Origin of the sequence: Microbacterium keratanolyticum, assembly GCF_016907255.1 — a bacterium.
Taxonomy (GTDB): domain Bacteria; phylum Actinomycetota; class Actinomycetes; order Actinomycetales; family Microbacteriaceae; genus Microbacterium; species Microbacterium keratanolyticum.
In genome coordinates this window covers 1656702-1671304 of the sequence record NZ_JAFBBQ010000001.1, presented here as the reverse complement: position 1 = coordinate 1671304, position 14603 = coordinate 1656702, and the positions used below count along the sequence as shown (strand labels likewise).

The window sequence follows — 14603 nt, the reverse complement described above, 5'->3', positions numbered from 1 at the left end:
CATGAGCACGCCTACGTTCGCCCTGCACGTCCATCCCGACCGCACCGAGATGGGTGTCAGCGCCGCCCGATCCGCCGCCGCAACGCTGCGCGCGGCGATCGCTGAGCGCGGCGCGGCCCGTATGATCGCCGCCGCAGCTCCGAGCCAGCTCGATGTGTATCGCGCTCTTGCGCAGGAGCCGGGGATCGACTGGTCCAAGGTCACCGTGCTGCACATGGACGAGTACGTCGGGCTCGACGCCGCCGCGCCCCAGCGCTTCGGCAACTGGCTGCGCACGCACCTTCTCGACGCGCTCTCCTCCCCACCGGTGTTCCACGCGATGCGTACAGAGCTCGGCGCGCAGCAGTCGGCGGCTGAGTACGTCACGCTGCTGGAGGAGGCACCGATCGATCTGGTGTGCCTCGGCATCGGCGTCAACGGACACATCGCCTTCAACGATCCGCCCGAGGCGCGCTTCGACGAGGCGTCCCCGGTGCGCATCGTCGCTCTCGACGAGGCCAGCCGCGTGCAGCAGGTGGATGACGAGTGCTTCGATACCCTCGGAGACGTGCCGACCCACGCACTCACACTGACGATCCCGGCGTTGCTCGCGGGCAGCCACCTGGTGTGCGCCGTTCCCGACGCCCGCAAAGCCGACGCCGTGCGTGCGCTCGTCGAGGAACCCGTGACGGAGGCGTGGCCGTGCACCGTCCTGCGCCGACACACCCGCTGCGAGGTGCACGTCGACAGCGATGCGGCGTCGCTCGTCCCTCTGACCGGACCGGCGCGCCAACGCGTCGTCGTTCACGGCTCATGACTCTCCTGCGTGGTCGCGACGTCTTCAGCGGCGAGGCTGTGGAACTCGTCGTCGAACGGGACAAGATCGTCGAGATCCGCCCGCTTGCCGCATCCGCCGCGAGCCTGCCGTGGATCGGCCCCGGACTCATCGACCTCCAGGTCAACGGGCACGCGGAAGGCGATGCGAACGCGGCGCAGCCGGATGCCTCGCAAATCGCTGCGATGTCCCGCAGCCTGAGCGCCCGGGGCGTCACGCGGTTTCTGCCGACGATCATCACCGCCTCCGAATCCGACATCATCTCCCGGATCCGCGCCGTCGTCGACGCCTGCGCCGATCCGGCGATCGCCCGTTCGGTCGCCGGTATTCACATCGAAGGGCCCAGCCTCTCGGAGCAGGACGGACCCCGCGGTGTGCATCCTCTCGCGCACATCCGCCCTCCCCGCATCGACGAACTGCAGCGCTGGCTCGATGCCGCATCCGGTCTGCTCCGCGTCGTCACCCTGTCTCCGCACCACGACGGTGCGGTCGAGGCGACCCGCTTTCTGGTCGCCAACGGCGTGCAGGTCTCGATCGGCCACACGCATGCCGACGAGGAGCAGATCCGCGCGGTCGTGGACGCCGGGGCGACATTGTCGACGCACCTCGGCAACGGTGCGCATGGCGTCCTGCCGCGACACCCCAACTACATCTGGTCGCAGCTGGCTGAGCCCCGCCTCCGCGCCGGGGTCATCGCCGACGGTCATCACCTTCCCGACTCCACCCTCGCGACGATGCTGGCGGCCAAGCGCGACCACGGGATCTTCCTCGTGAGCGATGCCGTCGCCACGCCCGCCGCTCTGCGCCACGGCGGCGAGTCGACCGTGGGCGGCGGCGTCGAGCTCGCGTCCGACGGAGCACTGCGACACGTAGCCACCGGTTACCTCGCCGGATCCGTTCAGACGCTCGACGTGGGCGTCGCGACCGTCGCCCGCATCACTGACTCACTCGCCACGGCGTACGCCCTCGCGACGCACGCGCCCGCAGCGGCCCTCGGGCTGCCCGCGCTCTGGCAGCCGGGCGCACGCGCGGATGTCGTGCAATTCGAATGGGCCCCGGGCGATACCGAGATCCACCCCGTACGAGTGCTCATCGCCGGCGAGCCCGCGACCGTCTGACGCCGCTCCCCCTCGCCCCTCTCGCCTCGCGCACCGCTGCGCCGTGGCATCCCTTCCCGTCGATCCAGAACGCTGGCGACCCACCACCCTCCCGAGGAGACCCATGACCATCGACAGAGCCGACGTCATCGTCACGAGCCCCGACCGCAACTTCGTCACGCTGAAGATCACCACCGCCGACGGCGTCACCGGTCTCGGCGACGCGACCCTCAACGGCCGCGAGCTCGCGGTCGTCGCCTACCTCAGCGAACACGTCGTTCCGCTGCTGATCGGAGCCGACGAGGACCGCATCGAAGACACCTGGCAGTTCCTGTACCGCAGCGCGTACTGGCGGCGCGGCCCGGTGACCATGGCGGCGATCGCCGCGGTCGACATGGCGCTGTGGGACATCAAGGGCAAGAAGGCCGGGATGCCCGTGTACCAGCTGCTCGGAGGCGCATCGCGCAGCGGGCTGCTCGCCTACGGCCACGCCTCGGGCAAGGAACTGCCCGAGCTGTTCGACTCGGTGCGCTCCCACCTGGAGCAGGGCTATCGCGCCATCCGTATCCAGACGGGCGTACCCGGACTCAAGGCGATCTACGGCATCGCATCCCAGGCCGCAGACACCGGCGGAGGCGAGGCACGCTACGACCACGAGCCCGCCCGCCGCGGCGCCAAGCCGGTCGAGGAGGACTGGGACACCCGGGCGTACCTGCATCACCTCCCCGGCGTCTTCGAAGCCGTGCGCAATGAGTTCGGCCCAGACATCCCGCTGCTGCACGACGGCCACCACCGGATGACACCGATCCAGGCGGCGAAGCTCGGCAAGTCACTCGAGCCCTACGATCTGTTCTGGCTCGAGGACTGCACGCCGGCCGAGAACCAGGAAGCCCTTCGCCTCGTGCGTCAGCACACGACGACGCCACTCGCGATTGGCGAGATCTTCAACACCGTCTGGGATTTCAAGGACATCATCCGCGACCAGCTCATCGACTACGTGCGCGGCGCCGTCACGCACATGGGCGGCATCAGCGCGCTGAAGAAGACCCTCGACTACGCGGCGATGTACCAGATCAAGTCCGGCATGCACGGGCCCACCGACATCTCCCCCGTCGGCATGGCCGCCGCGATGCACCTGGGTCTCGCGATCCACAACTTCGGCATCCAGGAGTACATGCAGCACGGAGCCAAGACCGATCAGGTGTTCGAGCAGTCCTTCACCTGGCGGAACGGCCTGCTGCACCCGGGTGACGCCCCGGGACTCGGCGTCGAGCTCAACGTGGACGAGGCGGGCAAGTACCCGTACGAGCAGGCCTACCTGCCGTACAACCGACTCGCCGACGGCACGGTGCACGACTGGTGATCCCCGCACCGACCGATGTCGGCACCTCCCTCGTCGTGATGGGGGTCTCCGGAGTGGGAAAGTCGACCGTGGCCGAGCTGTTCGCGCAGCGCACGGGCCTTCGCTTCGTCGACGCCGACGACCTGCACGGCGCAGCGAACATCGCCAAGATGAGTGCGGGCATTCCGCTCACGGACGAGGACCGTTGGCCATGGCTTGCCCGGGTGGGCGCCGAGCTGGCTCAGCATCCGCCTGCTGTCGTCGCCTGCTCGGCCCTCAAGCGCGCATACCGCGATGCGCTGCGTGCGCAAGCACCGCAGACGCCGTTCGTGCTGCTCTCGGCGGATGCCACGCAGATCGAAGCCCAGGTATCGGCACGCCAGGGGCATTTCATGCCGCCCGCGCTGCTGCAGTCGCAGCTCGCCGCGCTCGAGCCGCTTGGCGACGATGAGCAGGGCATCACGATCGAGGTGGATGCGGCACCAGAGGTGCTCGTCGAGCGGATGCTGCGCCGCTACGGCATCCGTCTCGTGTCTGCGTCGAGCTAGGCGCGGCTCTTCTCGGTGGCCGCCGGTTCACAACTCCTCCAGAACTGAAGCAGATCGACCCGATTTGCAGCTTCAGCCCAAAATCGGCGCATTCTGGCGGAGTTGTGAACACCGTGCGCGACGAGACGGCACCTGCTCCCGATCGGGGCCCGCCAGAACTAGGCTGTCAGCATCATGAATGCGTTCTGGACCTTCGCCGGCAACTACTGGTGGTTGGCGTTTCCGATCCTCGCGATGACGTCGGGCGCGATCGGCGGCGTCTACAAGGCGATGGAGAAGAGCGCGAAGCGTCGCCACGAGCGTCGCATGGAGACGCTGCGGCTCAAGGCAGAGATCAAGACTGCGCAGATCGCCGCGCGCGGAGGAGCACCTGCGCGGACAGTTCTCCCCGCGAAGAGCGCGCCGGCCGCAGCATCCGCGCAGCTGCTCGCGCGCACCCTCGCTGAGCACGACGAGATCACCGCGCGCTGGCTCGACTATGAACTCGATGTCGCGAAGCTCATCGCCTTCCCTGCCATGAGTGACGGTCGGCAGCCGTTGACGGCGGCGTTCCTCCGCGCCAAGAAGACGGCGGATGCCCTGCGCCCCGCCTCTGCCGACACCAAGATCACCGAGCAGCAGGCGGCCGAGTATCTCGATGCCGTCGGCGACTACGCTGTGGCGTTCGAGATCGCCGAGAAGGATGCGCGCCGCCTGCGCAACTCGACCTTCACCGAGGATGAGCGCAAGCGCCTGGACCGCGCACAGCAGCTACTGAAGGTCGCCGTCGATGAGTCGGCCACTTCAGCGGAACGCCAGGCGGCGTACAAGCGCGTCCGCCAAGAGCTCGACGGCCTCATCTCGCTCTCCGACGAAGCCGTGCAGGTGCTCGAGAAGAAGGTCGCGCCCGAGCTCGGGGCTTGAGCCTCCCTCGGCGTCGTCCCGCTCGCCCTCGCTGGCGATGTGCGGAATATCCATCCACTCGCATGGGTTTAGCCTTTACATACGGACAGCGTGGTCCAAGCATTCCGACCACGAAAGGCCTCTTCATGACCGCTGTCCTCGATCGCACCGCTCCCACCGATCACCCCGTCGTTCTCGACGGGCGCTGGAGCCCTCGCGCGTTCGACCCGATCACGCCCATCGATGAGGACGCTCTCTCCTCGGCCCTTGAGGCTGCACGCTGGTCGCCGTCTGCCAACAATGTGCAGCCCTGGCGCTTCATCGTCGCCCGTCGCGGATCCGAGCTTCACCGCCAGCTCTTCGGCACGCTGGCCGGCTTCAACACCGCGTGGGCGGGTTCCGCTGCCGCGCTGATCGTCGCGGTCGCAGAGACCGCGGATGCCGAAGGCCAGCCGATTCACTTCGCCGCCTACGACCTCGGCCAGGCAGTCGCACACTTCACCGTGCAGGCCCACCACGACGGTCTGCATGTGCACCAGATGGGTGGCTTCGACCGCGCCGCGGTCAGCGAGATCGCCGGCCTCGAAGCCCGCTTCGTTCCTACGACGATGATCGCTGTCGGCCTCGTCGGCGACCCTTCGTCCCTGCCCGGCCCGCTCGCTGAGCGCGAGGTCGCACCGCGCGAGCGTCGCCTGCTGTCCGAGACGGTTCTTCTCAACGACTGATCACAGGCGCAAGGCACACCGCCCCGGACCGGTCTAGCGAGCAGCCACCGGGGCGGTCTTACGCGCGACCACGATCCCCACAACAGCCATGACCAGCTGCGCGGCGAGCGCCACGACCGCGAGCAACATCACCGGCACGAGGAACACTTCGCCCCCGCCCGCATCCATTCCGGTCCACATCGTGAGCAGCGAACCGACGGGACCGGCGTCTCCCCCGTCGACGATCACGATGCCCATGACGACCAGCACGCCCCAGAGCGTGTAGCTCGCGATCTCGTACCCCTGCCGTGTGCGCGCCGACATCCGCGCCTCGCGGTCGAAGAGCACGAGTACGGGTGGGATGTACATGGCGAGGAGCGCGATGGGCGACAGGAAGAGACCGATCGCGGCGAGCCATCCGAGCGGTGCTCCCAGCAGTCCCCTGCCGAAGAGCACCCATCCGATGAGCACGACCGGAGCGATCCACTGGAAGACGAATACGAATCGTCCGGAGAGTTTCATGCCGAAATACTAGTGGCGCGCATCCGCCGAAGCGTGATGCGCGCCACTAGTGCCCTGCGTCTTAGCGCTGCGGGATGAGCGTGAGCCCGGCCCCGTCGGTCGCAACATCGACCCGCACGGTGTCGCCGTCGTGCACGCTGCCCGAGAGCAGCGCGGTGGCGAGGCGGTTCTGGATCTCCTTCTGGATGAGCCGACGCAGCGGGCGCGCCCCGTACACCGGGTCGTATCCGCGCTCGGCCAGCCAGGCGCGAGCATCCGGAGTCACCGCGAGAGTCAGTCGACGCTCGTGCAGGCGAGCCTGCAGCTGATCGACCGCGAGCTCGACGATCTGCGCGAGATCGTCTTCGCTGAGCGCCTGGAAGATGACGATGTCATCGAGCCGGTTCACGAACTCGGGCTTGAAGGCCTGACGCACGAGCGCCTGCACGGCATCGTTCTTCTCTTCGAGCGACAGAGTCGGGTCGATGAGAATCGGCGAGCCCAGGTTCGAGGTGAGGATCAGGATCACGTTCGAGAAGTCGACCGTGCGCCCCTGACCATCGGTCAGGCGTCCGTCATCCATGACCTGCAGGAGCACGTCGAAGACCTCCGGATGCGCCTTCTCGACCTCGTCCAGCAGCACGACGCTGTAGGGGCGGCGACGAACCGCCTCGGTCAGCTGACCGCCCTGCTCATAGCCGACGTAGCCCGGAGGGGCACCGACGAGCCGCGAGACCGAGTGCTTCTCGCCGTACTCCGACATGTCGATCCGCACCATGGCGTGCTCGTCGTCGAAGAGGAACTCCGCGAGAGCCTTGGCCAGCTCGGTCTTTCCGACACCGGTCGGCCCGAGGAACAGGAACGATCCGGTCGGGCGACCGGGGTCGTTGATGCCCGCACGCGAGCGGCGAACCGCATCCGACACCGCTGCGACAGCGTTCTTCTGACCGATAAGGCGCTTGCCGAGCTCGGCTTCCAGGTGCAGCAGCTTCTCGCTCTCCCCCTGCATGAGCCGACCGACAGGAATGCCCGTCCATGCGGCGATGACGGCGGCGATGTCTTCCTCGGTCACCTGCTCGTTGACCATGCGAGGCTCGTCTGCTCCGGATGCCTCTGCCTGCTCGGCCTCGGCGATGTCGCGTTCGAGTCGCTTGATGGTCTCGTACTCGAGCTTCGATGCCTTCGCATAGTCGGCCTCACGCAGTGCGCGGTCGCGCTGCGTGACCGCCTCGTCGAGCTGCTTCTTCAGGTCGCCGACGCGGTTGAGGCTCTGGCGCTCACGCGCCCAGCGCTGCTCGAGAACATCGAGCTCGCGCTCCAGGTCGACAAGCTGCTCGCGAAGCGCAGCAAGGCGCTCCTTCGACGCAGCATCCTTCTCTTTCTTGAGCGCCAGCTCTTCGAGCTTCATCCGGTCGACCTGACGCTTGAGCTGGTCGATCTCGACAGGCGAAGAGTCGATCTCCATCTTGAGACGGGACATCGATTCGTCCACGAGGTCGATCGCCTTGTCCGGCAGCTGACGACTCGGAATGTAGCGGTTCGAGAGCGCAGCGGCAGCGACGAGCGCACTGTCGGAAATCGTCACACCGTGGTGCGCTTCGTAGCGGCCCTTGAGCCCGCGAAGAATCGCGATGGTGTCTTCGACGGATGGCTCGCCCACGTACACCTGCTGGAAACGGCGCTCCAGCGCAGCATCCTTCTCGATGAACTCGCGGTACTCGTTGAGCGTGGTGGCACCGATCAGGCGGAGCTCACCGCGCGCGAGCATCGGCTTGAGCATGTTGGACGCCGCCACCGAGCCTTCGCCGCCACCCGCACCCATGAGCACGTGCAGCTCATCGATGAAGGTGATGATGCGGCCATCCGACTCGGTGATCTCCTTGAGCACGCTCTTCAGGCGCTCTTCGAACTGGCCGCGGTACATCGCACCGGCCACGAGAGCCGAGATGTCGAGCGAGACGAGCTCTTTGTCTTTCAGGGATTCGGCGACGTCACCGGCGACGATGCGCTGCGCCAGCCCTTCCGCGACGGCGGTCTTGCCGACGCCGGGCTCACCGATCAGGACAGGGTTGTTCTTCGTGCGGCGGGTAAGCACCTGGCTCACACGGCGAATCTCACTGTCACGACCGATCACCGGGTCGAGCTTGCCCTGGCGGGCACGGTCAGTGAGGTTGATTCCGAACTGTTCGAGGGCGCTTTGCTGTTCGTCATTCTGGGGCGTTGTCATCGTTTCCTCCTTGGAGAGACTCCTTCAAAGTTGAGTGGCTTGGACTCAAGTTTAACAGAGGGGCGGATGCTGCGCTAGGAGCCTCCGCATTCCGGGCGGCGACCATCCGATCCCTCCACGCACGAACACGCCTCAATGCCCCAATCGTCGAAGCTCGCTCGATGATGGCCATCGGCCATATCCAACGACGAACCCACGGAACCGCGACCACGATCGCCGTCACCGCCGAGGCGCCGAGAACCCACCAGCCAAACGATGCAATGACCGTAGACGAGGTGATGACCACGATCGCGAGGGAGACACTCATGGCGAGTCCGACGATCCCGATACTCAGAGCCTGCACTACCCGCGCCCACGGCGACACCGACACATCGGCGGATACCCGCCAGCCAGCGACGACGAGCAGATTGCCGCCGAAGAGCGTCATTCCCAGCGCGAACATCGATGGGCCGTTCTCGCGCAGCCATTCCTCGCCCGTCGCGATCAACACCCCGACGATCACTCCCCAGACGACGATCGGCACTCCCCACAGGAGCAGTTCTGCGAGCACTCGCTTCCGCTTCTTCGGATACAGGTCTTGCCAGCCAATCCCTCGAGCCCGCGCACGGTCCTTGCGCGCATGCCAGACCTTCTTGGCCTCATACGCACGAAGTTGCGGCGTAGCGCCCGATCCGACGACTTGCCCCGCCAGTCCCACAACCCACGAGACGAGAAGGATCGGAAGAACTCTCACCCACTCACGTGGATTGTCAACGGCGATCACGATCGTCCCCGCGGCGACGATCGACAGTCCGATCACGCAGATGAGCACGATCGCCGCGATCGCGAACCGCGCTCGCGCATCAAGCATGTGGTGTCCTCGGCCGAAGTTCGTAGCGGCGGCAAGCGCGACCAGAAGCGTTGCGATGACTCCGGCCACGCCGATGAAGTCACCGAGGAGGGGTTGAAGCAGGTCTGCGATCCGCCCCAGTTGCATCCAGTAATCCGACCGGTCGGGGCTCGTGAGCACACCGGCCAGCATGAAGGGAACCAAGGCGCACGAGAACGTCAGGAATGGGCCTGCGATGAGAAACAGTGCGGCCTGACTACCCTCCAAACCCGCGCCCGCGTGATTGCTCTCGCCCGAAGGGCCCTGATTCTCGACGCTCTGTGTGTTCACGCTCACATCATGGCGAACAGACCGGGCGTACGCGGCATGTTTCCCGCAGCCTGTGGACGACAAGCCCGGAGTGCACGCCCACGCCGCGTTCGCGCAGCCGCCGCGCAGGAGAACTCACTGATCGGAGGACTCTTCTGCGCGAAAGCTCCTCCGTTGGAGGAGAAGTCCTCCGCTAGCGGGAGGCCCGCAGCCCGACGACCGCGTCCAGGATCGCCGCAGCGACGACGCGCTTCGCACCGGCGGCCTCGCCGACGACGGCACCTTCCTGACCGATGATCTCGACCGCGTTGTCCGCCTTCTCGAAGCCGTGCTCCTCGTTCGCGAGATTCACGGCGAGCAGGTCGACGCCCTTGCGTTCGCGTTTGCGGCGAGCGCGATCGCGACGGGCGGCAGCATCCGGATCCGTCTCCGCAGCGAACGCGACGATGGTCTGACCTGGCACCCGCGCTGCCGCCAGCCCCGCGACCACGTCATCGTTCTCGAGGAGGTCGATGCGCTCCAGCACGCCGTCCTCCTTGGTCAGCTTCGACGTCGATACCGTCGCCGGGCGATAGTCCGCAACGGCGGCGGCCATGATGATGACATCCGCCGTGGGCGCAGCATCCGCCATCGCGTCCTGCAACTCGCGGGCCGTCGCCACAGGCACAACACGCACACCGGACGCGGCGGCCAGCACGTCCTGGGCGATGTTCGCCGCCACCAGCGTCACGCTCGCACCGCGGGCGGCCGCCTCCGCGGCGAGCGCCACTCCCTGTCTGCCGCTCGAACGGTTGCCCAGGTAGCGCACGGGGTCGATGGGTTCGCGGGTTCCGCCGGCCGAGATGACGACCCGCACTCCGTCGAGATCCTGCGGAACGAGCACGGCGAACGCAGCATCCACCAGCGCCTCCGGCTCGACCATCCGCCCCGGCCCGCTGTCGCCGCCGGTCAGCTCACCCGCATCCGGACCGACGATGTGCACGCCACGCGAGCGCAGCGTCGCGATGTTCGCCTGTGTCGCCGGATGCTGCCACATCTCGGTGTGCATCGCGGGGGCGATCACGACCGGCGCCTTCGTCGCCAGAAGCGTCGTGCCGAGCAGGTCATCGGCGAGGCCTGCCGTCATCTTCGCGATCGTGTTGGCCGTGGCAGGGGCAACGATCACGAGCTCTGCATTCTGTCCGAGGGCGACGTGGCGCACCTTCGCGACGTCGTCATGCACGCTCGTCGTGACCGGGTTGCGGCTGATCGCCTCCCACGTCGGCAGGCCGACGAAGCGGAGCGCATCCTCGGTCGGGATGACATGCACCTCATGCCCCGCTTTGATCAGCAGCCGCACGAGCTGAACTGACTTGTACGCGGCGATACCACCGGTGACCCCTACGACGATGTTCACGCTTCGATTCTGCCTCACCGGTTGCGCGCACGGTCGAGACGACGTTCATACGGGCGCTGCGGGGCGTTCATCGGGCGCACGGCCCGCGTTCACCCGACCTCGGGAGCGTGAACGGGCATGCGCGTGACCTCGCGCCCACCCGAAGGAGATGCTCTTGCGTTCATCCGTCCGCCCTCCGACTCGCACCGTCGCCCGCGGCGCATCGACCGCGCTGGCCGCGTTCGCGCTCATCGCACCGCTGTTCGCAGCGAGCCCTGCCGCGGCCGCCGAGACGACGCCCGCAGCCGCACCCACCCCGAGCGTCCGCATCAATGAGGTGTTCCAGAACAACAGCACGGTCGCGGATGCTGTCGAGCTGACCAACACCGGTGACGCGGCCGTCGACCTCTCGGGCTGGATCGTCAAGGACGACAAGGACGACCGCACCTTCGCGATCGCCGCCGGAACCCTCCTCGCACCGGGCGCCTTCGCGGTGATCACGGTCGACGACGACTCCGAAGCCGGCTTCGGGCTGGGCCGCGCCGACACCGTGCGTGTGTACCTGCCGGACGCGACGACGCTCGTCGACCAGTTCGCCTGGACCGACCACGCCCCCACCTCGTACAGCTTCTGCGGTGACGGATTCCTCGTCTCGGTGACGGCCACACCTGGCGCTGCGAACGACTGCTCGATCCCCGAGAAGCCTGTCGACCCCGTCGATCCGGTCGACCCGTCGGAGATTCCGAAGGTCGTGGTCAACGAGGTCGAGTCCAGCGACGGTGTGCCCGGCGACTGGATCGAGTTCTACAACGCCGGGGCATCCGCCGTCGATCTCTCGGGCTTCATCGTGCGCGACAGCGACGATGCGCACGTGGCCGTGATCCCGGCGGGCACGAGCATCCCGGCGGGTGGCTTCTGGGTCGCCGAGGAGACCTTCCTCGGATACGGACTCGGCAAGGCCGACTCGGCGCGCCTCTTCCTCGCCGACGGCGTCACGCTCATCGACTCCTACTCCTGGACGGCGGTCGCCGACGGCGGCCACTCCCCGACCACGTTCGGCCGCTGCCCCGACGGCACGGGAGCGTGGGGCGTCACGACGGCGCCGACCAAGGGCGCACCCAACGACTGCGCGACCCCCGTGCGCATCAACGAGATCGAGAGCAACGGCGACGCCGTGGGCGACTGGGTCGAGCTCATCAACATCTCGACCGAGCCGGTGGACGCCTCGGGCTTCAGCCTGCGCGACTCCGGCGACAAGGCGCCGGTGGTCCTTCCGGTCGGCACGACGATCGCCGCGGGCGGATACCTGCAGGTGAGCGTGTTCGAGAACTTCGGGCTGGGCGGCGCGGATGCTGCGCGCCTGTTCGACGCCACCGGCACCCTCATCGACGAGCACGCCTGGACCGCACACGCCGCGATCACCTGGGCACGCTGCCCCGACGGCACGGGCGCTTTCGCTGAGAGCACCGCGGCGACGCCCGGCGCGGCGAACGCCTGCGTCAGCACGGAACCCACCGCCGACGTCTGGCCAGGCTCCGCCGACATCACGGCGGCAGACGTCGCGGGAACCTTCGGATCGGACATGAGCGGCCTCGCCTTCTCTGCCGACGGCGCCGCCCTCTGGGCGGTCAACAACGGCAACGGCACGCTGCACCGCCTGGTGCGCGATGGCGCATCGTGGGTCGAGGACGCCGGCTGGACCGGCGGAAGCGCACTGCGCTACCCCGACGGCACCGGCAAGGTCGACGCGGAGGGCGTCGCGCTCGTCGGCGATCAGATCTTCGTGGCATCCGAGCGCAACAACAGCGCGAGCAAGATCAGTCGCCCGTCCGTGCTGCGGTACCAGCCCGGCACGAGCGCGGGCGAACTCGTCGCGAGCGCCGAGTGGAACCTGGTGAGCGATCTCCCCGTGGTCGGCGCCAACGCTGGCCTCGAGGGCATCGCGTGGATCCCGGATGCCGACCTCGTCGCCGCAGGATTTGTCGACGAGTCGACCGGCGCCGCCTACGATCCGGCCGGCTACGGCGCGCACTCCGGAGGCGTCTTCTTCGTCGCGCTGGAAGCGACCGGCGGCGTGTACGGCTACGTGCTCGATGCAGACGGCGCAGGCTTCACCCGCGTCGCGACGATCGACAGTGGCTTCCCCGGAGTCATGGAGCTGGAGTACGACCCGGCGACCGACACCCTGTGGGCTGTCTGCGATGACACCTGCGAGGGGCGCATGGCTGCGCTGAAAATCGGTGCGGATGCTGCTCCGGCAGCCCGCGTCGCATCCGGAGCCTTCACCGTGTCGACCGTCGTCGCACGCCCCGCAGGAATGCCGAACCTCAACAACGAGGGCTTCGCGCTCTCCCCCGTCTGCACCGACGGCGCGCGCGCCGCGGTCTGGGCGGATGACGGCGAGACGGACGGACACGCGCTGCGCGCAGGCGCGATGGCCTGCACGACCGACGGCGGCGGCGAGCCCGGCGGCCCCGGAACGCCGGGCGAACCCGGCACTCCGGGTGAGCCCGGCACCCCCGGCACCCCCGGAGGCGGCACCGACACCCCCGGCACGAAGCCCGGTGGCGGTACGAACACAGGCGGATCCGGAGCATCCGCTGCCGGTGCCCTCGCGACCACCGGAGCCGAGCCCGCCTGGGCGCTGCTCGGCTCGGCGGTCATGCTGACGCTGAGCGGCGCGATCCTCGTGATCGCACGCCGCCGCCGCACCGAGAGCTGACGCACCGCTCAAGGAGCGATGTTCACCCTCGAATCATCGAGATCAGGGTGAACATCGCTCCTTCAACGTCAGTTAGGCGCGAACAGCCACCGTCGGCAACGAGGCGAGCCCGCGGATGCGGTTGTTCAGCCGCGGCACCGGAGTGCCGATCTCGAAGCGCGCGACCCGGGTGCTCAGCGCCTGCAGCAGAGAGATGGCCTCCAGCCGGGCGAGGCCCTGTCCCGCACAGCCGTGCACGGCATATCCGAACGCGAGGTGGTCGACCGGGTTGCGGTGCACGTCGAAGCGCTCCGGATCGTCCCACTTGCGCTCGTCACGGTTGCCCGAGGCGTACATCATCATGACGCGCGAGCCGGCGGGGATCACGACCCCGTCGACATCCGCATCCCGCGTCGTCACACGGCTGAACCACGACACCGGCGACTGGTGCCGCACGATCTCGTTGAATGCTCCGCCCATCAGTGACTGGTCGGCACGGATCGCATCCCACTGCTCCGGATGCTCCGCGAAGAGCTGGATCGCTGCGCTCACCGCATTGATCGTGGTGTCGAGCCCCGCCGTGACGTAGGCCGACATGAGGGGTACGCACGAGTCGCGGTCGATCTTGCCCTCCGCCGCGGCATCGTAGATCGCCCGGCCGAAGCTGCCCTCGGCGAGCGCGTCGGAGTCGATCTCGGCAAGCATCGCGAACTGCTCCTCCAGCAGCGGCTGCGCCTCGAACGTCCGCGGCACGGGCGGTCCGCCCGCGTTGAATGCGGCTTCCGCCCAGCCGAGCACTTTCGGTCGCATCTCCTGCGGGAGACCCACGAGGTCGAGGACGATCTGCACAGGGAAGGGGGCAGCGAGGGCAGTCACGGCGTCGAACCCGCCCTGCGCCAGCACGCGCTCCACGTGTGCCTCGGCCTGTTCGCGGATCCATCCGCCCATCCCCCGCAGCGCCCGCGGTGAGAGCTTGTCGGCCAGCACGCCGCGCAGCCGGTCATGCTCGGGCGGATCCGTCGCGATGATGAGCCCCTTGGTCGTGCGGTTCGACGCCTGGCTCAGGCCGATCCCCTGCGCCGAGGAGAAGGTCTCCCAGTCGGCGAGCGCCGCGCGCAACGGCTCGTAGCGCCCGATCGCCCAGACACCGTAGCGTTCGAGGAACACGGCGGGTCCCGCCTCGCGGATCTGCCGATATCCCTCGAAGGGCTCGGCGAGGGCCTCGTCCGTGAAGAGGTCGATGTCGAGTGTCGGATGGGTCATGGTCTGCTCTT

12 protein-coding genes are annotated in these 14603 nt (G+C 67.9%); 7 read left to right on the top strand and 5 right to left on the bottom strand.

Annotated features, from left to right (window positions below):
- The first annotated feature begins 1 nt into the window (after nucleotide 1).
- The 6 genes from JOD62_RS07975 (at nucleotide 2) to JOD62_RS07950 (ending at nucleotide 5408) form a co-directional block, all read left to right on the top strand.
- On the top strand, nucleotides 2–796 hold the full coding sequence (locus tag JOD62_RS07975; protein ID WP_204938758.1) for a 6-phosphogluconolactonase: 795 nt from the start codon (nucleotides 2–4) through the stop codon (nucleotides 794–796).
- Nucleotides 793–1932: an N-acetylglucosamine-6-phosphate deacetylase gene (locus JOD62_RS07970; RefSeq protein ID WP_204938757.1), complete on the top strand. Its 1140-nt coding sequence runs from the start codon at nucleotides 793–795 to the stop codon at nucleotides 1930–1932. The genes JOD62_RS07975 and JOD62_RS07970 overlap by 4 nt, the downstream gene beginning before the upstream one ends.
- Before the next feature lie 103 nt (nucleotides 1933–2035).
- Nucleotides 2036–3274 carry a D-mannonate dehydratase ManD gene (gene manD, locus JOD62_RS07965; protein ID WP_204938756.1) on the top strand — a complete coding sequence of 413 codons (1239 nt, stop codon included), beginning with the start codon at nucleotides 2036–2038 and terminating at the stop codon, nucleotides 3272–3274.
- Nucleotides 3271–3801 (top strand): gluconokinase, encoded by a 531-nt coding sequence (locus tag JOD62_RS07960; RefSeq protein ID WP_271171480.1) that lies wholly within the window; start codon nucleotides 3271–3273, stop codon nucleotides 3799–3801. Before manD ends, JOD62_RS07960 begins: the two co-directional genes overlap by 4 nt.
- Nucleotides 3802–3975: 174 nt before the next feature.
- Nucleotides 3976–4704, top strand: coding sequence for a hypothetical protein (locus tag JOD62_RS07955; protein ID WP_204938755.1), 729 nt, complete (start codon nucleotides 3976–3978; stop codon nucleotides 4702–4704).
- 125 nt (nucleotides 4705–4829) lie between these two features.
- The gene (locus JOD62_RS07950) at nucleotides 4830–5408 is read left to right on the top strand and encodes a nitroreductase family protein (protein ID WP_204938754.1); all 579 of its coding nucleotides are present in this window, start codon (nucleotides 4830–4832) and stop codon (nucleotides 5406–5408) included.
- A 33-nt stretch (nucleotides 5409–5441) separates the two neighbouring features.
- Here the strand turns inward: JOD62_RS07950 and JOD62_RS07945 are convergent, their stop codons facing one another.
- The 4 genes from JOD62_RS07945 to coaBC form a co-directional block, all read right to left on the bottom strand.
- Entirely contained in the window at nucleotides 5442–5909 is a 468-nt protein-coding gene (locus JOD62_RS07945; RefSeq protein WP_204938753.1) for a hypothetical protein, read from the bottom strand.
- Between the two features lie 61 nt (nucleotides 5910–5970).
- A complete protein-coding gene (locus JOD62_RS07940) occupies nucleotides 5971–8115 on the bottom strand; it encodes an ATP-dependent Clp protease ATP-binding subunit (protein ID WP_204938752.1) in 2145 nt (714 codons plus the stop codon).
- Entirely contained in the window at nucleotides 8096–9274 is a 1179-nt protein-coding gene (locus JOD62_RS07935; RefSeq protein ID WP_204938751.1) for a hypothetical protein, read from the bottom strand. The genes JOD62_RS07940 and JOD62_RS07935 overlap by 20 nt, the downstream gene beginning before the upstream one ends.
- Nucleotides 9275–9446: 172 nt before the next feature.
- Nucleotides 9447–10649, bottom strand: coding sequence for a bifunctional phosphopantothenoylcysteine decarboxylase/phosphopantothenate--cysteine ligase CoaBC (gene coaBC / locus JOD62_RS07930; RefSeq protein ID WP_204938750.1), 1203 nt, complete (start codon nucleotides 10647–10649; stop codon nucleotides 9447–9449).
- A gap of 154 nt (nucleotides 10650–10803) precedes the next feature.
- Between coaBC and JOD62_RS07925 the strand changes: the two genes are divergently transcribed.
- The gene (locus JOD62_RS07925) at nucleotides 10804–13350 is read left to right on the top strand and encodes a lamin tail domain-containing protein (RefSeq protein WP_204938749.1); all 2547 of its coding nucleotides are present in this window, start codon (nucleotides 10804–10806) and stop codon (nucleotides 13348–13350) included.
- Between the two features lie 72 nt (nucleotides 13351–13422).
- On the opposite strand, the gene JOD62_RS07920 is transcribed toward JOD62_RS07925, so the two are convergent.
- Nucleotides 13423–14592, bottom strand: coding sequence for a cytochrome P450 (locus JOD62_RS07920; protein WP_204938748.1), 1170 nt, complete (start codon nucleotides 14590–14592; stop codon nucleotides 13423–13425).
- Nucleotides 14593–14603: the final 11 nt, after the last annotated feature.